17 protein-coding genes and 1 tRNA gene are annotated in these 16,937 nt (G+C 57.8%); 10 read left to right on the top strand and 8 right to left on the bottom strand.

Annotated elements, in window-relative coordinates; all coding sequences use genetic code 11:
- Window positions 1-570 precede the first annotated feature (570 nt).
- Window positions 571-2,115, bottom strand: coding sequence for a trimethylamine methyltransferase family protein (locus ACR0K4_RS02620; RefSeq protein ID WP_480852688.1), 1,545 nt, complete (start codon window positions 2,113-2,115; stop codon window positions 571-573).
- A gap of 420 nt (window positions 2,116-2,535) precedes the next feature.
- Here ACR0K4_RS02620 and ACR0K4_RS02625 point away from each other — a divergent pair, with 420 nt between their 5' ends.
- Complete coding sequence (locus tag ACR0K4_RS02625; protein WP_480514998.1) at window positions 2,536-3,054, top strand: outer membrane protein; 519 nt, start codon at window positions 2,536-2,538, stop codon at window positions 3,052-3,054.
- A gap of 6 nt (window positions 3,055-3,060) precedes the next feature.
- On the opposite strand, the gene ACR0K4_RS02630 is transcribed toward ACR0K4_RS02625, so the two are convergent.
- On the bottom strand, window positions 3,061-4,248 hold the full coding sequence (locus ACR0K4_RS02630) for a pyridoxal phosphate-dependent aminotransferase (protein WP_480852689.1): 1,188 nt from the start codon (window positions 4,246-4,248) through the stop codon (window positions 3,061-3,063).
- 273 nt (window positions 4,249-4,521) lie between these two features.
- On the opposite strand from ACR0K4_RS02630, the gene cysS reads away from it, so the two are divergent.
- Genes cysS through ACR0K4_RS02645 form a run of 3 tightly spaced genes read left to right on the top strand, consistent with a single transcriptional unit; the run spans window position 4,522 to window position 8,331 of the window.
- The gene (cysS, locus tag ACR0K4_RS02635) at window positions 4,522-5,922 is read left to right on the top strand and encodes a cysteine--tRNA ligase (protein ID WP_480852690.1); all 1,401 of its coding nucleotides are present in this window, start codon (window positions 4,522-4,524) and stop codon (window positions 5,920-5,922) included.
- Window positions 5,919-7,553, top strand: a complete 1,635-nt coding sequence (gene cimA, locus ACR0K4_RS02640; RefSeq protein WP_480852691.1) for a citramalate synthase — start codon at window positions 5,919-5,921, stop codon at window positions 7,551-7,553. The genes cysS and cimA overlap by 4 nt, the downstream gene beginning before the upstream one ends.
- 1 nt (window position 7,554) lies before the next feature.
- Window positions 7,555-8,331, top strand: a complete 777-nt coding sequence (locus ACR0K4_RS02645) for a squalene/phytoene synthase family protein (protein WP_480852715.1) — start codon at window positions 7,555-7,557, stop codon at window positions 8,329-8,331.
- A 7-nt stretch (window positions 8,332-8,338) separates the two neighbouring features.
- On the opposite strand, the gene ACR0K4_RS02650 is transcribed toward ACR0K4_RS02645, so the two are convergent.
- Window positions 8,339-9,565 carry an MFS transporter gene (locus tag ACR0K4_RS02650; RefSeq protein WP_480852692.1) on the bottom strand — a complete coding sequence of 409 codons (1,227 nt, stop codon included), beginning with the start codon at window positions 9,563-9,565 and terminating at the stop codon, window positions 8,339-8,341.
- 99 nt (window positions 9,566-9,664) lie between these two features.
- Here ACR0K4_RS02650 and ACR0K4_RS02655 point away from each other — a divergent pair, with 99 nt between their 5' ends.
- The 4 genes from ACR0K4_RS02655 to ACR0K4_RS02670 are packed head-to-tail and all read left to right on the top strand — an operon-like array spanning window position 9,665 to window position 11,759.
- Window positions 9,665-10,297, top strand: coding sequence for a DNA-3-methyladenine glycosylase family protein (locus ACR0K4_RS02655; protein ID WP_480852693.1), 633 nt, complete (start codon window positions 9,665-9,667; stop codon window positions 10,295-10,297).
- Window positions 10,294-10,959 (top strand): alpha/beta hydrolase, encoded by a 666-nt coding sequence (locus tag ACR0K4_RS02660; RefSeq protein WP_480514989.1) that lies wholly within the window; start codon window positions 10,294-10,296, stop codon window positions 10,957-10,959. Before ACR0K4_RS02655 ends, ACR0K4_RS02660 begins: the two co-directional genes overlap by 4 nt.
- A gap of 3 nt (window positions 10,960-10,962) precedes the next feature.
- Complete coding sequence (locus ACR0K4_RS02665; protein ID WP_480852694.1) at window positions 10,963-11,460, top strand: N-acetyltransferase family protein; 498 nt, start codon at window positions 10,963-10,965, stop codon at window positions 11,458-11,460.
- The gene (locus ACR0K4_RS02670; RefSeq protein WP_480852695.1) at window positions 11,460-11,759 is read left to right on the top strand and encodes a putative quinol monooxygenase; all 300 of its coding nucleotides are present in this window, start codon (window positions 11,460-11,462) and stop codon (window positions 11,757-11,759) included. The genes ACR0K4_RS02665 and ACR0K4_RS02670 overlap by 1 nt, the downstream gene beginning before the upstream one ends.
- Before the next feature lie 9 nt (window positions 11,760-11,768).
- Here the strand turns inward: ACR0K4_RS02670 and ACR0K4_RS02675 are convergent, their stop codons facing one another.
- Both ACR0K4_RS02675 and ACR0K4_RS02680 read right to left on the bottom strand, forming a co-directional pair.
- A complete protein-coding gene (locus tag ACR0K4_RS02675) occupies window positions 11,769-12,194 on the bottom strand; it encodes a VOC family protein (protein WP_480852696.1) in 426 nt (141 codons plus the stop codon).
- A gap of 31 nt (window positions 12,195-12,225) precedes the next feature.
- Window positions 12,226-12,831 carry a pseudouridine synthase gene (locus ACR0K4_RS02680; protein WP_480852698.1) on the bottom strand — a complete coding sequence of 202 codons (606 nt, stop codon included), beginning with the start codon at window positions 12,829-12,831 and terminating at the stop codon, window positions 12,226-12,228.
- A gap of 212 nt (window positions 12,832-13,043) precedes the next feature.
- Between ACR0K4_RS02680 and ACR0K4_RS02685 the strand changes: the two genes are divergently transcribed.
- Window positions 13,044-13,631 (top strand): HNH endonuclease, encoded by a 588-nt coding sequence (locus ACR0K4_RS02685; RefSeq protein WP_170653521.1) that lies wholly within the window; start codon window positions 13,044-13,046, stop codon window positions 13,629-13,631.
- 3 nt (window positions 13,632-13,634) lie between these two features.
- Here ACR0K4_RS02685 and ACR0K4_RS02690 read toward each other — a convergent pair whose 3' ends face one another.
- Window positions 13,635-14,099 (bottom strand): disulfide bond formation protein B, encoded by a 465-nt coding sequence (locus ACR0K4_RS02690; RefSeq protein WP_480852699.1) that lies wholly within the window; start codon window positions 14,097-14,099, stop codon window positions 13,635-13,637.
- Entirely contained in the window at window positions 14,096-14,674 is a 579-nt protein-coding gene (locus ACR0K4_RS02695) for a YqaA family protein (RefSeq protein ID WP_480852700.1), read from the bottom strand. Before ACR0K4_RS02695 ends, ACR0K4_RS02690 begins: the two co-directional genes overlap by 4 nt.
- A gap of 145 nt (window positions 14,675-14,819) precedes the next feature.
- Between ACR0K4_RS02695 and ACR0K4_RS02700 the strand changes: the two genes are divergently transcribed.
- Window positions 14,820-14,905 (top strand) — tRNA-Leu (locus tag ACR0K4_RS02700).
- A 41-nt stretch (window positions 14,906-14,946) separates the two neighbouring features.
- On the opposite strand, the gene ACR0K4_RS02705 is transcribed toward ACR0K4_RS02700, so the two are convergent.
- A complete protein-coding gene (locus ACR0K4_RS02705) occupies window positions 14,947-16,305 on the bottom strand; it encodes a hypothetical protein (protein WP_480852701.1) in 1,359 nt (452 codons plus the stop codon).
- Window positions 16,306-16,937 lie beyond the last annotated feature (632 nt).

Consider the following 16,937-nt stretch of genomic DNA (forward strand, 5'->3'; position numbering starts at 1 on the left):
TCGAAAGACCGATAGAAAGGAGAAAACACGTAAGAGTTCGGCGATCAACGACGCGCTGCCAACTCACAGGAAATACATGAGTTGTCCTCAACTCACCTGTGGATAAGGAGGGACTGAATATGTCTCGACGTAAGAACTCGGAAGTAACGAGTGCCAAGGCTGCATCTGCCGCAGCCAAGGTTCTTCGTAATCCGAAGTCCTCCAAAGCTGCCAAAACGGCAGCGGCGTCGGCGCTAACACAGCGGCCGAACAAGAAGAAGTAAGTTCTTCTCTTAGCGCCCCGGCAACCCGGGGTGCAGGGGTCGGATAGCTGCCACAGGTACCGACCCCGACGAATACGGAGCGAAGCGCCAAGACTTACCAAGCGCGGTGCTCCACTCGGTCGACATGCCCGTGTTGGCCGGGAACAGGGTGGGGCGGAAGATTGCTCTTTCCCACTCTTTTTGGGGACGGGTGCGCTCGTCCCATACGACGTCCAGGCCGCAGGCAAAAAAACACCGGGCGGTCAACGAGATGAGCCTGGATGGCGAAACTGACAGGGGGCTTCGGCCCCCTTTCTTTTTCAATAACTTACGTCGGCAAGTGAATGTTGAACCTTGATCGTAACGCGGCATCCAGCATCGGGTCGAACCGTGCCGGAGAAGGCGACGACAGAATCTCGTCTTTTCGTGCTTTCGCTTTTTCAACCAGATCGGGCTTGTCCAGCTCTGCCCATTCTTTGGGCGAGGTACGATCCCCCAAGGTTGGATAAACATAGTCCGCCTGCATCCGGCTCAGCGTCGCATCCGTGCCCAGATAGTGGCCGGGTCCGCCCAGACAAACCTCGGCCATCTGATCCAGAGCCAGCGTCTCGTCCGAAACTTCGATCCCGCGCACGCAGCGCTGCGCTTGACCGATCAGATCATCGCCAAGGATCAGGGATTCGTGGCAAAACCCCAGAAGCGACGAGTGCATACCGGCAGCTTCGTAGATCATGTTGGCCCCCGAAAGCCCGGCCATGATGTTCGAGCACATTTGTTCCCATCCGGCTTGCATGTCGGGCAGTTTTGCATCCGAGGCGCCGGCAGCAGTTCCGCCCGGCAAGTCATAAAACGCATGCATTTGCGCGCAGCCTGCGCTGAGCAGTGCCTGCTCGCCAGAACCCACCGACATGGCTCCGGTACGCAGGTCCAGACCAAAAGGCCATGTGCCGAAAATGGCGGGTGCTCCGGGGCTTACGGCGTTGACATAAACCAGGCCAGCAAGGCATTCGGCGGTCGCCTGAGTGATGGCTCCGGCAACGGTGGACGGGGCCGTCGCGCCGGCCATTCCCGCCGATAACAACAGAACCGGCATCCCGGCTTTGATGCACCGCTCCATCACCTCGCAGCTTTCAGTGGCGAACTTCATCGGAGGAACAACGAAGCAATTGGAATTCGACACAAATGGCCGCGCACGCCACGCGTCTTCTCCACCCGCAATCATGTGAAGCATTTCAACCGCTTGCGCCACATAGTTCGGATCGCTGAACGAGGTTCCGATATGTTTGAATGTGCCTGAACAGCAGGCGTAGATGGTGTTCAGATCCATTTCGAGGTTATCTGTGATATCGCGGCAAACCATGGGGCGCTGTACGAAATGGATATTGTCGAGCTGCTCGCAGATGCGGGCCGCATCGTGGAGATCCTGCAGTGTCGAGTCGCGATAGTTGCGCCCATCGACGTCGACCATGTGAACGGCGGCTCCGGCTGTGCCGTAGTGCACACGATTTCCCGAAAGGATCAGGTCGGTTTGACCATCCCGGCTGCACAGGGTGACCGACCGGTTTGCACGGGCCAGCGTATCCTCGACCAGCGCGGCGGGAAACCGAATGCGGCCGTCCTCCCCCAGCACGCACCCGGCTTTTACCAGATAATCGACGCCGCTTTGCGGCGCATCGGCAAGTCCAATGGTTTCAAGCGCCTGCAGCGCGGCTCGGTGAATGCGTTCGACATCAGTTTGGCTGAGCGGGCGATAGGTGCCGCTTTCCATCCCCGGGCGCACCGGGCGAAGGTGATCGGGTAGGGCCGCGGCACGCGCGGCGCGGCGCGCAGCGCGTCCGCCACTGCGAGAGGTGGTACGGGTTTGTTCGGTCATGGGTAAAGTCCGGATTGGGAATCGGGTGTCAGGGTAACGCTCGGGTTAAACCTCAGTCGGGCGTCCCCGCGCAGCGCGCCCGCGATCTGCACCGATTGTTCGGCTAATCAAACGGATTTTCCAGACATCGTTTGGCATGCGATCCCCATGTTGGTAATTCGCGATTATCCAATCTGCTGCTGCACAATCTGTCCTGTTTGCGACCTGGTGCCTAAATTCTTTGCGTCTCAGGTCTGGGATGACGGAAGCCCAACAATGCGTGATAAAATGTTTTTCTCCCGATTTGATGACTTTCTGTTAAGCTGTCATTAGGTATTTGAAACTAGGTCGTAAGTTAATGTTGATTTCATTGCGCCCGAACCAATTTGAAAGGGGCTCGCGCCGGTTCTGCGGACTGGGGTTTTGTATGTGGGGGTCTACATGAAGGCACTTAAGGCCATATGGGTCGCAGTTCTGATAGCAGGGGCCGGTCCTGCATTGTCAGAAGACTGGACTGGGGCCTATGCCGGATTCAGCCTGGGTTATGCGGATGCCGACGGCCCGTCAGGCTCGGGCGGTGGCGACCTCAGCTTTGGACCGCTCATCGGTTACGACTATGACTTCGGCAATTTCGTTCTGGGGGGTGAGTTGGAATATAATCGCCTTAACCTTGATCTGGGTCGTGGCGAAGGCAGTCTGGACAGCATGTCGCGCGTGAAAATCAAAGGCGGCTATGATTTTGGCTCGGCGCTTGGATATGTGGTTGTCGGTACATCGCGGGCCGAGACCTCGGGCGACAATGATACGGCGGCGGTTTACGGGATCGGCGTGGCCTACCCTCTGGGGGATCGGTTCGTGATCAGTGGCGAGGCATTGCGCCAGGATTTTGATGATCTGCCGGATTCCGGCGGCGGGCTGGATACAAACGTGTTCAACCTGCGCACAACCTTCCGATTCTGAATCAACCTACTCCGCAGCGCGCTGCGTAGCCAATTTTGCGGCAAAATCGCAAACCGTGCGCAATGCGGCCTCAAACTTTTCGTCCGCAACAGTCATGGCGATCCTTATATGTCCTGCCGCCGCTGCACCAAAGCTTTCACCAGGCATGACCGCAATGGCATGCGTGTCCAGCAGCGCATCGGCAAAAGCCTCGCCGCTGAGCCCTGTAGCGCGAATATCAAGCATCAGATACATCGCGCCCTGTGCGGGGATGACGCCAACGGTTTGTTGGCTCTTTAGAACATTCAGCGCCAGAGCCCGCCGACGGCGGAACGGTTCAGAAATTTCGGCTTCCAAGGTTGGCCCGGCGGCGAGAGCATAGCTTGCGGCATCCTGAATAAATCCGGGCACCCCGTAAGTGGTATGGGTGGCCAGATTGATCAGATGGGCAACGACCTCTTCCGGTCCGACGATCCAGCCGCAACGCGATCCGGTCATTGCGTGGGATTTCGACATCGACCCGACCACCAGCGTCCGGTCGATCATATCCGGCAGGGCCCGGGGCGAGATATGGCGGCCTTCCCAGACCTGTGTGTCATAGACTTCGTCCGAAATCAGCCAAAGGTCGCGGGCGCGGCAGACTTGGGCGATGTCGTTCAATGTGTCCTGAGAGTAGATCACGCCAGTAGGGTTATTCGGGCTGTTGATCAGCAGCGATGCTGCGCCTTCAGCGACGGCATCGATATCTGCCGCGCGGGGCTGAAACGCATCCTCGGCCCGCAGCTGGATCTCTTTGGCGACAGCACCCGCGCCACGGATGGTGCCGGGGTAGGTGGCATAATAGGGGGCCAGATAGAGACCAATATCGCCTGGATTACAAACCGCCATATGAGACGCGAACAGCGCGGCTTGTCCACCAGGCGTGATCAGAACATTGTCTCGTGTTGTCTTTACCCCGGTCCGCAGTTGCACCCGCGCCGCTACCGTGTCGCGCAACAGATCGGTTCCGGGCACCATTGCATATCCGGTATGCCCATCGCGAGCCGAGGCATCCATCGCCTTCAGGATCGAGGCATCCGTGCCGATATCGTGTTCTCCGATAGTCAATTCGGTGATGGCGTGACCCTCTGCGACCAAACGCCGGGCACGGTAGAACACACCCCAACCATCCGAGCCGCCCTCGGTCAGATGTGTGATGCGATGCGACAATTTCATGGCCGTCTCCGTAGCCTGCGTTTGGGGAATGGGGCAGAGGCGGACGGGTTTGTCAATCACAACAAAGGGTCGTCAAGGGATGGGCAAATGAAACCTTGGCTCGGGTGGCATCCGATGTTATCAACAGCGCATGAACCGGATGACCTGCATCATTATCTGCTGCATTTCCTGCTGAATTCTCAAGCGGGCCGGTTTCTTTCGTTTTCATCTCTGAGACAAGTTGCTAAGCCCGCGCCAACGCGACCGCGCTTGCTGTTTTTTGGAGCTGAACCGATGACGACGATCAAACTGCACAACACTCGGACACGGACGAAAGAGGATTTCGTGCCGATCGATCCCGATAATGTGCGGATGTATGTCTGCGGGCCAACGGTTTATGACCGTGCCCATCTGGGCAATGCGCGTCCGGTGGTGGTGTTTGATGTGCTTTATCGTTTGTTACGCCATGTTTATGGCGCTAATCACGTAACGTATGTACGCAATTTCACGGATGTCGATGACAAGATCAATGCAACCGCATTGGCGCGAAAACAGGCCGGTGCAGCAGGGTCGCTGGAGCAGCTGGTAAAAGAGCGCTCGGATGAGACCATCGGCTGGTATCTGCATGACATGGGCGCGCTTGGGGCGATGGAGCCCGACCAGATGCCGCGTGCGACGCAGTATATCGCGCAGATGATCGCGATGATCGAGGACTTGATCTTAAAATCACACGCTTATGCCGCCGAGGGTCATGTTCTGTTCGCTGTGGACAGCTGGAAAGACGAATACGGCAAGCTGTCGGGTCGGTCGGTCGATGACATGATTGCCGGCGCGCGGGTCGAGGTGGCGCCGTACAAGAAAAACCCGATGGATTTCGTGCTTTGGAAGCCATCGACCGATGAGTTGCCGGGCTGGGACAGCCCTTGGGGGCGGGGGCGTCCGGGCTGGCATATTGAATGCTCGGCCATGAGCTATGAGCTGCTGGGCGAGAGCTTTGACATTCATGGCGGCGGCAACGATCTGATGTTCCCGCATCATGAGAACGAGATCGCCCAGAGCCGCTGCGCGCATCCGCATGGTGAGTTCGCAAGGGTCTGGCTGCATAATGAGATGCTGCAAGTCGAAGGCAAGAAGATGTCCAAGTCGCTGGGCAATTTCTTTACCGTTCATGATCTGTTGGACAAAGGTGTACCGGGTGAGGTGATCCGTTTCGTGTTCCTACAAACCCATTATCGCAAGCCGATGGACTGGACAGAGAAGAAGGCGCGTGAGGCCGAAGCGACATTGCGCAAGTGGCGGGCGCTGACAGCGGGCATCGAGCCCGCCGCCAGCGCGGCACCTGCGGTGATCGGCGCGCTGGCGGATGATCTGAACACTGCCGGTGCCATTGCGGAACTCCACCGGCTTGCGGCGGATGGAGATGCGGCTGGGTTGCTGGCAAGTGCCCGGGTTCTTGGTTTGTTGTCCGATGACATGGGGGGCTGGGCCGATGCAGGGTCTTCTGATCTGTCCGCTTTTGCGGCCCGGCTGGCGGCCGCCCGTGCCGATGCGATGCAAAGCAAGGATTTCTCCGAAGTTGACCGTTTGAAAGCCGCCTTTGTTGAGGCCGGTCTTGAAGTGCGCATGAGCAAGGACGGTGTTGAACTGGTTCCTGGTGCCGGGTTCGACGCGGCCAAGCTGGAGGGTGTCACATGACCAAAGAACGCCTCTATCTTTATGACACCACGTTGCGGGACGGCCAGCAAACGCAGGGTGTGCAATTCTCGACGGCGGAAAAAGTTCAGATCGCGCAGGCGCTGGATGCTTTGGGGGTGGACTATATCGAGGGCGGATGGCCGGGCGCCAACCCCACGGACAGCGCGTTTTTCGACGTTACCCCAAAGACTTCAGCGGTTTTGACCGCTTTCGGAATGACAAAGCGCTCTGGCCGGTCAGCCGAAAATGACGATGTTCTGGCCGCGGTAATGAACGCCGGCACGCCAGCGGTGTGTCTGGTTGGCAAGTCGCATGATTATCATGTCACCCATGCGCTTGGTGTTTCGCTGGAGGAGAATGTCGAGAACGTCCGCGCCTCGGTCGCGCATATCGTGGCGCAGGGGCGCGAGGCGCTTTTCGATGCCGAGCATTTCTTTGACGGCTACAAAGACAACCCGGAATACGCGGTACAGGTGTGTCGCGCGGCGCTGTACGCGGGTGCGCGTTGGGTGGTTTTGTGTGACACCAATGGCGGCGCGCTGCCTGCCGAAGTGGGACGGATCGTGTCCGAGGTTATTGCAGCCGGGCTGCCGGGCGACCGTCTGGGCATTCATACGCATAATGACACTGAAAACGCGGTTGCCTGTTCACTGGCTGCTGTGGACGCGGGTGCGCGGCAGGTGCAGGGCACTCTGAACGGATTGGGAGAACGCTGTGGCAACGCCAATCTGACCTCGCTGATCCCGACATTGCTGCTGAAGGATCCATATGCCGGTCAGTTTGACATTGGTGTGACCGTCGAAGCGCTGGAGGGTCTGACACAGATCAGCCGGATGCTGGACGATATCCTCAACCGCGTGCCAAGTAAGCAATCGGCCTATGTCGGGGCGTCAGCGTTTGCCCATAAGGCAGGACTGCATGCCAGTGCAATCCTCAAGGACCCTTCGACCTACGAACATGTGGATCCCGGCAGTGTGGGCAACGCCCGGATCATTCCGATGTCCAACCAGGCCGGGCAATCCAACCTGCGTAAGCGGCTGACCGATGCGGGTCTGGCGGTCGAGGCTGGTGATCCGGCGTTGGGTCGCATTCTGGAACGGATCAAACTGCGCGAGGCCGAAGGCTATTCCTATGACACCGCACAAGCGAGTTTCGAGCTGCTGGCCCGGGATGAACTGGGGCAACTGCCCGCCTTTTTCGAGGTGAAGCGCTATAAGGTGACCGTCGAACGGCGGAAGAACAAATACAACAGGATGGTCAGTCTGTCCGAGGCCGTCGTGGTCGTGAAAGTGGACGGTGAAAAGAAACTGTCCGTCAGTGAATCGCTGGACGGGGAAGGCAGTGACCGGGGGCCGGTGAATGCGTTGGCCAAGGCTCTGTCCAAGGATCTGGGGCAGTATTCTCCGATCTTGGACGATATGCATCTGGTGGATTTCAAGGTGCGGATCACGCAGGGCGGGACCGAGGCCGTAACACGTGTGATCATCGACAGCGAAGATGGGCAGGGCCGTCGATGGTCCACGGTGGGCGTCAGCGCCAACATAGTGGACGCGTCCTTCGAGGCGCTGCTGGATGCGATTCAGTGGAAACTGGTGCGTGACTGCGTGCCGCGCAGTGAAGCGGCTGAATAAGGTGCAGTTCGACGAGGACGTCAAGGCCTGCGCCGCGCTGGTGCATCGCGCCGATCCTGACCGGTTCATGGCGGTTATGGCGGCACCGGTGAGCGCGCGCGCAGTGTTGTTCCCGATCTATGCGCTCAACGTCGAAGTGGCGCGGGCACCTTGGGTGACCCAAGAGACGATGATTGCTGAAATGCGCCTGCAGTGGTGGCGGGATGCCTTGCAAGAGATCGCCGAAGGTCCGACGGTGCGACGGCACGAGGTTGTCACGCCACTGTCACGGATCCTTTCTCCGCATCTTGCGGCACAGATGGATGAATATATCGCCGTAAGGCGCTGGGATATCTATAAGGACCCGTTTGAAGACCGAGAGCACTTTGACGCCTACATTGATCAAAGTGCCGGGACGTTGATGGTCGCCTCGGCGCAATCGCTGGGCGAGGCCGAAGAGGCGGTGGTGCGGGATTACGGCTATGCCGTGGGGGTTGCCAACTGGTTTCGGGCCATCCCCGATCTTGAGGCGCGCGGTCGCGTTCCATTGTTGGACGGCACACCCGACGGCGTTCAGAGCCTGGCGCAAGATGCGCTGCACCGTCTGGAACTGGCGCGATCGCAGCGATCATCGGTTTCGGCGGCGGCGCGACCTGCGTTGTATGCCGGATGGCAGGCCGAATGGGTTCTGCGCAAAGCCTTATCACAGCCCGGGCGGGTCGCCGCAGGCGCATTGGCGCAGGGTGAGATACGTCGTCGATGGTCTCTGATGCGCGTGGCGGCAACAGGGCGCTGGTGATATCCGCTCAGGCTGTTTGCGCGTCCGAGGGCCGCAGCAGCAGCCACAAAAGCGCACCACCTGCCAAAGTCAGAAGCGGGATCATGGCAAGGTTCACCGCCGTCCACCCCTCGACCGCGGAACCGCCGGAACAATTCATCAGTCCGCCCGAAGCCAGCGAGGCGAGGGTTACCCCTCCGAACACCAGAAGGTCGTTCAAACCCTGCATACGCCCACGCTCATGCACCGCGTGCGAGGCGGCCAGCATCGATGTGGCGCCGATGAACCCGAAGTTCCAGCCGACACCCAGCAGGATCAGGGCGACAAAGAAGTTCTCAAGCTCGATCCCCTGAAGGGCAACAACCCCGGCGGCGGCGAGAATGGCCAGTCCAATGGCCACGATCTTCTCGGCCCCGAAACGCGCGATCAGATGACCGGTGAAAAAGCTGGGCACATACATGGCCAGCACGTGGCCCGTCACCACATCAGCGGCGTCATTGGCGGTATAGCCGCATCCGACCACCGCCAGCGGGGTCGAGGTCATGACAAGGTTCATCAGCGCATAGGAGACCATGGCGCAGATAACCGCGACGGCAATTCGGGGTGTCTTGAGCAGTTCCAGCCGGGTGCGCCCCTTGGGGGTATCCTCGGTCGGGCGCGCCGGCGTCGGAATGTCGAGGAAAAAGAAAAGGGCCGCGCCCAGAACGTTCAGTGCGATAACGGCCAGGTAGGTGCCGAGAAAGGGGATAACATAAGCGGTTGAGGTCAGCTTGACGATCTGCGGCCCAATGATCGCGGCGGCAAGCCCACCTGCCATCACGTAAGAAATCGCTTTGGGTTTGAACGCATCTGACGCGGTATCGGCGGCTGCGAAACGATAAAAACCATGGGCACTCATATAGATGCCGGTCAGCAGGCTTCCCAGCAGGAATACCGGGAATGACCCCAGATAAAGGCCGTACGCGCCGACAAGGCCGCCACATGCCCCGGCTGTAGCTCCGATCAGAAATCCTGTGCGACGTCCCCAGCGCTGCATAATCGCCGAAACCGGCGTCGCCGCCAGCATCGACCCCAGAACGATCAGCGAGATGGGCAGTGTCGCCAGGCAAGGGTTACTGGCCAGCGACTGTCCGGCCAATCCGCCGACGATGAACTTCATCGGCAGCTGCGCACCCAGAATGGACTGTGCGGCAACCAGAACCGCAACATTACGTTTGGCCTGAGAGTTGTCGGGTGTGGCAGAGGTCATCGTCATGCGCCAATGGGTATCGGTGAACAGCTACGGACACAAGCCGCTTGCATCGCCGGTGCATCTGCCTAACGTGCGAATAATCGTCACTTTTGGGAAGCGTGCATGTCCGTCGGTCGTATCATCGAAACACCTGATTGCGTGTCCGAAGGGGCCGAGTGGCTGGCCAAGGCTTGTCCGCGTATGGCCCATGCGATGGAACAAACCGGACCTTTGCCCCTGCGCCGTCGCCCGGACGGGTTCGCACAATTGCTGAGTGCGATCGTCAGTCAGCAGGTCAGCGTGGCCTCGGCCAATGCGATCTGGGCGCGTCTGAAGGATGCCAAACTGACCGGACCACGCAAAATCATATGGGCCACGGATGAGGATTTGCGGGCCGTCGGGTTAAGCCGACAGAAGATGCGATACGCCCGGGCTTTGGCCGAAGCGCGTATTGATTACAAGGCGTTGCGCGATGCGTCTGATGCAGAGGTCGTGGCCGTTTTGACTCAGGTCCCCGGCATCGGCGTTTGGACGGCCGAGATTTATGCCATGTTCTCGCTGGGCCGCGCGGATGTGATCGCGCCGGGCGATCTGGCGCTACAGGAAGCGGCGCGTATTTTGTATGACCTGCCCAAGCGACCGACCGACAAGGAATTGCGCCAGATGGCCGAGGCGTGGTCGCCCTGGCGCTCGGTTGCGGCGCGGGTGCTGTGGGCCTATTACCGGGTAGCCAAGGAACGAGAAGGGATCAGATGACTCGAGTATTGAATGCGCTCCGAAAAGAGCCGGTTTCGGGCGACACGCGCTCGGTCGTTGTGTTTGTGCATGGTTACGGAGCCAACGGGGCCGATCTGCTGGGATTGGCGGATGTCCTGGGCGAACATCTGCCCGATACGCTTTTTGTCGCCCCGGACGCGCCCGAGCAAATACCCGGTATGCCCAACGGTTTCCAATGGTTCCCGATTCCCTGGATCGACGGCTCGTCCGAGGAAGAGGCGCGTCGCGGAATGGAAATGGCCGTCGAGGATTTCAACGCGTTTCTCGACGCGCTGATGGTCGACGAAGATGTGCTGCCCGAGCAGGTGGTTCTGTTCGGCTTTTCGCAAGGCACAATGATGAGCCTGCACGTCGCCCCCCGGCGCGAGGACCCCGTCGCCGGGATCGTTGCCTTCTCGGGCCGGTTGCTCGAGCCGGACCTGCTGCCGGATGAAACTGTCAGCCGGATGCCGGTGCTGCTGGTGCATGGTGACGCAGATGACGTGGTACCGCCACAATCATTGCCCGAAGCTGCCGAAGCGCTACAGGCCGCTGAGTTCAAAGAGGTCTACGCACATGTCATGAAGGGCACCGGTCACGGAATTGCGCCTGATGGGCTGAGTGTCGCGCTGGCTTTCATGCGCGACAAGCTGAGCCTTTAGGCCGTGATCACCATCCGCCCGATGATGCGAGAGGATGTGGCCTCAGCGTGTCGCATTTTGAACGAGATCATCGAGATTGGCGGCTCGACGGCCTTTGAAATCCCCTTTTCCGAGGCTTTGTTTGCCCAAAGCTATCTGAACGGGCCGGACAAGGTCTGCACCCATGTCGCGCTGGACCCGAACGGAGAGGTTGCCGGGTTCCAGTGGCTTGGAACGAATGTGAAACTGCCGGAGGATTGCGCCGACATCGCAACATTCACGCGACGTGACCCGGTGCTGAAAGGCGCGGGCAGGGCCTTGTTTTCCAAGACTGTAATAATGGCGAAATCACTCGGGTTCTGCGCCATCAACGCCACGATCCGGGCGGATAACGGTATGGGCCTGAGCTACTATGATAAAATGGGCTTTCAGGATTATTCGGTGGCGTACGGGGTGCCGCTGCGCGACGGAACACCCATGAACAGAATTTCCAAACGTTTTGACCTGAGAAAGGGGGACTGATGCTGATCGTAACCGGAACTGTTGAGGTATCGCCCGAGGGCGTGGAAAAGGCCAGCGCAGCGGCGCAGGCCATGGTGGCTGAGACGGTCAAAGAGGTGGGGTGTCTGGTTTACGAATTCAGTCAGATTCTCGGCCAGCCGAACCGGTTTCGTGTCTATGAGGAATGGGCTGATCAGGCCGCGCTGGAGGCCCATTTTCAAGCACCCCACATGGCGACGTTCCGTGCGGCACTGGCCGAGATTGGCGTGGTTTCGCGCGATATTTGCCGTGTGGTTGGGGGCGAAAAACAGCCGCTTTAGGGTCGGCGTTCAGCTCCACAACCGCCCTTCGGCAAACTCGACCGAATTCCCGGCCGGATCGCGCACATAAAGAGAATGTGCGCCGTTGGGCCAGTCAAATTCGGCATCCACCGGGATGTTCCAGTCCAGCAGATGCTTGCGCAGACCGTCGATCCGTTCACGCGTCATCGTCAGACACACATGCCCAGCACCACGGGCACCGTGCGGAGGCACCGGCAGGTCCGGATTTCCGGGTGGTTTTTCCGTTTCGTCGGCGACAAACAACAACAGAACCGAGCTTCCGACCCGGTAAAAGACATGTCGGTTCGCCACACGCTGGATTTTCTCAAGCGCCAGAACCGCGCCATAGAACTGCTCGGCTGCATCCAGGTCATCTACATAAAGTGCGGCTTCCAGAATGCCTGTTGGGGCAGGGATGTCCGGCGTAAGTTTCATGGCCTAAGCCTATCACATTTCGCCGTTTTTGTCACCTGCGCGGACGGCGGTCCCGTTTGCGATGCGGTGCCGCGTTGACCTGCGGTTCGGGCAGGCTGTCCCAATCGCCAGACGCCAGTCCGTCGAGGTTCCAATCCCCAATGCGGGCGCGGATCAGGCGCAGGGTCGGATGCCCCACCGCCGCCGTCATGCGGCGCACCTGCCGGTTGCGCCCCTCACGGATCGTAAGCTCGATCCAGGTGTCGGGAATGGTCTGACGTTCGCGTATGGGCGGTGTGCGGGGCCAAAGATCAGTGGGCTCGTCCATCAACCGCGCCTTGGCGGGTCGGGTCACGCCGTCCTTAAGTTCGATCCCGTCCCGCAACGCTTTCAATGCAGCTGCATCGGGAACACCTTCGACCTGAACCCAATAGGTCTTTGGCATCTTGTGCTTGGGATCTGAAATCTGCGCCTGCAGGCGGCCGTTGTCGGTCAGCAGCATCAGGCCTTCACTGTCGCGGTCCAGCCGTCCGGCCGGATAGACGCCTGGCAGATCGATGAAATCCGACAGGGTGCGGCGCGGTGTGTCCGCGTTGGCCCAATCAGTGAATTGCGGCAACACATCAAAAGGTTTGTTGAAACGGATGAACCAGGACATGTCCCCGCCATAACCTGCAGATCACAACCGCGCAAGCTGTGGATAACTGTCACATGGCCGTTACGGATCGCGCGTAACAAGTGCCCGAGATGTTGTGTAAAATCGGGACTTGTCAGAGTTTTAACACGATATATAGTTGAGGTAAGGCCGGGGCGGGTGTTCCCGCTCTGATGTCAAAAAACGGGCAGTGCAGAGCGAGGAGCGATTCTGTTATGGACGGAGACTTCAGGACCGAATTTGTCAGGGAACCCGGTGCGCTCAGGCATCATCCGGCATTGGTTCTGAACGCCGATTACCGCCCTTTATCCTATTATCCGCTGTCCCTCTGGCCGTGGCAAGAGGCCATCAAGGCCGCCTGGCTGGATCGGGTGGACATCGTCGCGGAATATGACGAAGTGGTCCGAAGCCCCAGTACCGAAATCCGAATACCCTCGGTCGTTGTATTGAAGGACTATGTAAAACCCAGAAAGCGCGTGGCCTTCACGCGCTTTAATTTATTTCTGCGGGACGAATTCAAATGCCAGTATTGCGGCAGCCGGGGAGAGCTGACATTTGATCACGTGGTCCCTCGGGCCGCCGGAGGGGTCACAAGCTGGCAAAACGTGGTCGCGGCCTGCAGCCCGTGTAATCTGCGCAAGGGGTCCAAGTCGCTGCGGCAGGCGGGTATGTCGCTGAACAAACCGCCGCGCCAGCCGGATGCCGAGGCGTTGCGCAATATTGGCCGGAAGTTCCCGCCCAACCACCTGCATGACAGCTGGATCGACTTCCTTTATTGGGATGCAGAGCTGGATCAGCAGTAACTTTCAGCGCGCGCGCCACGCCGCCAGCCAGATCAACACCAGCGCTGCCGAAATCAGCGCGTTCCATCCGGCCATTGAAATCCCGAACATCTCCCACGGAATCTCGTCGCATCGTACCAATGGTGCGGACATGATCTGATTGAGCAACTCTTCGGGCGTTAGACCGCCAATATCGCCAGAGGTACAGGTCGAGGGGCCCTCCCACCAGCCTTTCTCAACCCCGGCATGAAACGCGCCGATGCCTGCCGTCGTTGCTGCCGCCAGTGCCCCGAACGCGGGCAGAATGCGGACAGCCGGAAAGGCAAAAGCGAACACTCCCAAAACCACAGCAATCCCATGGGGATACCGTTGCCAGATGCACATCTTGCAAGGGGCAAGCCCACCCAGATACTGGAATCCCCAAGCGCCCAGCAGCATCGCCGCTGACCCGACTGAGGCGATCAGAATCAAGGATCTTTTGGACGTCATAGGTACTTCACGACAAAAAAGCCGCCAAACAGCAGAATGATGAACAAAGTGAACATCAAACCCAGGCGTTTTTCAATAAAGTCGCGGATCGGCTCTCCGAATTTCCAAAGCAGACCGGCGACAAGGAAAAATCGCATCGCGCGGGCCAGAATCGAGGTTGCAATGAACGTGCCCAACGGCATCCCCGTCCAGCCCGACATGATGGTGATGACTTTGTAGGGAAGCGGAGTGACGCCAGCGGTCAGCACCGCCCAGAAGCCGAAATCGTTGAAGCGCGTGTTGAACTCTTCCATAGCATGGGCCTTGCCCATCGCCTCGAGGATCGGCTGCCCAACGCTTTCGTAAAAGAACGCCCCGATCGCATAGCCGAGCATGCCTCCCAAAACGGACGCGACCAGAGCGACCGTTGCGATCAGCCAAGCCCGCGACGGGCGCGCCAGGATCATCGGAATCATCAGAACGTCCGGCGGGATCGGAAAAAACGAGCTTTCGACGAAGGCGACGGCGGCCAAAGCCCACAGCGCATGGGGGTGTTCGGCCAGGCGAATGGTCCAGTCATAAAGCGATCGCAACATAAGAAACTCAAATCCCAATCTCAGACCGTGCAAGCCAAATCATGTGGTCACCAAGCCGTCAACCGCCGGGGCGGAAACAAACAGGGCACTGGGTGTTTTTTGCCTCTGGACCTTCCCGGAATTGAACGATACTTCAAGGCGTGTGGCCCAAGTGGCGGAATGGTAGACGCAGGGGATTCAAAATCCCCCGCCTTCACGGGCGTGAGAGTTCGAGTCTCTCCTTGGGCACCACCACACGTGACTCGTTAAAAATGGCTGAGAATTCGGTAGTTCTAGCCACTTAATTGCAAGTTTCTGACTAAGTCGGTGAATGCTTCATAGTCGCGCAAGTCGTTGTCCGAAAATACTTCGATTTGATTTTTCTTAAGTCCCGCTTCCAAGTCTTTCCGCGCCTGGCCGGTGACCTTTTCCAAGCCGATGGGATGGTATTTGAGCAACCAATCCAGCTTCGTCTGACGCACCGAGGCCAGGATGTCGTCAGGGATATCGACTGCAAGTGACAGCCACTCCGGATCACAGAATTTGGCAAAAACCATAAAGGCAAAGTCGACATACGATTCTTTACCCAAAACAACCTTTTCACGTGGAGGGGCGATGTTAAAGCGATCTGTGGGTTGGTTTTTCATCAGGCTATTTACCAGATGCAATGCCAGCGCTTTCCTGAATGATTTTTCTGAACCGATTGCGGCCAAGGACACCAGTGAGTTTTCAACAGCTTCTTTCTCGTTAACTAAAACAATACGACTACCAAGAAATTCCGAACATCCAAAAAGCAAGGTCTCATTTTTTAACCCGCCGGCCTCCAGAATCGGCAGGTCAGGAGGCGTCCAGTCCAAACCGTACAAGGTCTCTGGGTTTGATTCCAAAGTTGTGCCAAAGGCTGCGCTTCCCCAGCCGAAATGGTCAGCGACCAAAAGCATGGGAGCAGCCATAAAGATCCAACTGTTACGGTCATATTTCTTTCTTCGAAAATTCGTGGAACAAACCGAAGTAATCTGATCGTATTCTTTTAGAAACAAGTATTCGCGTTCAAACCATCCGCCGAAGTCTATCCCGATCAGATCATAGTTGCGATCCGGGGCGATGTGCTTGCTGGCCAACGAGTCCATTCCGCCCGAAAACCCTAGACAATGACCGTTCCCTGCAAGCCTTGGGGGGCAAACTTCAGACGCGGTAACTGTGGCTTGGCACCCTTTGGCGATTAGGGCTTGCGCTTCGGCTGAAACCAGAAACTCAAAGTGAATGAACTGGTAGTTTTTGCCGCAAAGACAAGCGAGCGCAGCAGCGAGGCAATTGCCTTCTATTTTGAATTTTCTTGGGACGGTAAACTGAATTTGATCCTTTTGGAGTTGGGTCGTGACATCTATCGTGAGATTCTGGCGTGATAGACGCCGAATAGCAAATGTGATTGAGCTGCTTTCCGTATCTTGGAAAGGTTCTATGAGGTGAGGTTTGTGTTTGTGGTTCTGCTTAACGCGCAAAAGCTTGTCAAAGTCAGCATCGTTGGTATCAGTACGAAATTTGTTTAAAATTTCTTTTAACATCGTGCCTCTGCTTTTTATTTTTTGCATCGATAAATTCTGAGATGCATCGGCTTTTCCAGTCACAGGACCAGACTCGTGATCTGGCATGAAATGCAACCAAATTCAATCTGAAGCATTTCGACAAAAATAGGTGCATAAGCTGGTGTTTGAACCAGAAGATCGTGGTCGATTGAACCGAGATCAAGGTGACTACCTTTTTGACTTCATGGCTCCAAGTTCGGAATATTAGTGGATTTTTGGCACCAGCGAAAGACTGCCTCGCCAATTTTCGTGAGCCGTCGCGGTCCGTTTTGATATCGCGCGGTGTACGCTCTGTCAGGCTTGGTTTGTGCTGGTAATTGAGCTCTGATTGCTTGTCAGAACTGGGAATTGTGCCCTAGCTCCTGTCCACTGGACTTGACAAGTGCAGTGTCTGAATGAAACCTCTTAGTGGTCGGGAGACTTCGGAAAAAATCAAGTATTGAGATACCTTACGTTGCCGGGTTGGCGCAGTAGCTGATTTCAGGTGTCGTCAAGTCTGCCAAAGAAGACAACAGGGAGAACAGATATGAAGAATTCAGGAAAACTCAGCCTTACTGCATTTGCAGCGGCCGCCTTTCTAGCGCCTGCGGCTTATGCTGAGGAGTTCATCACGATTGGGACGGGTGGTGTAACGGGTGTTTATTATCCGACGGGTGGTGCGATTTGCCGTTTGGTGAACAAGGGCCGGAAGGAGCACG

It is taken from the genome of Ruegeria sp. K11, assembly GCF_056531905.1.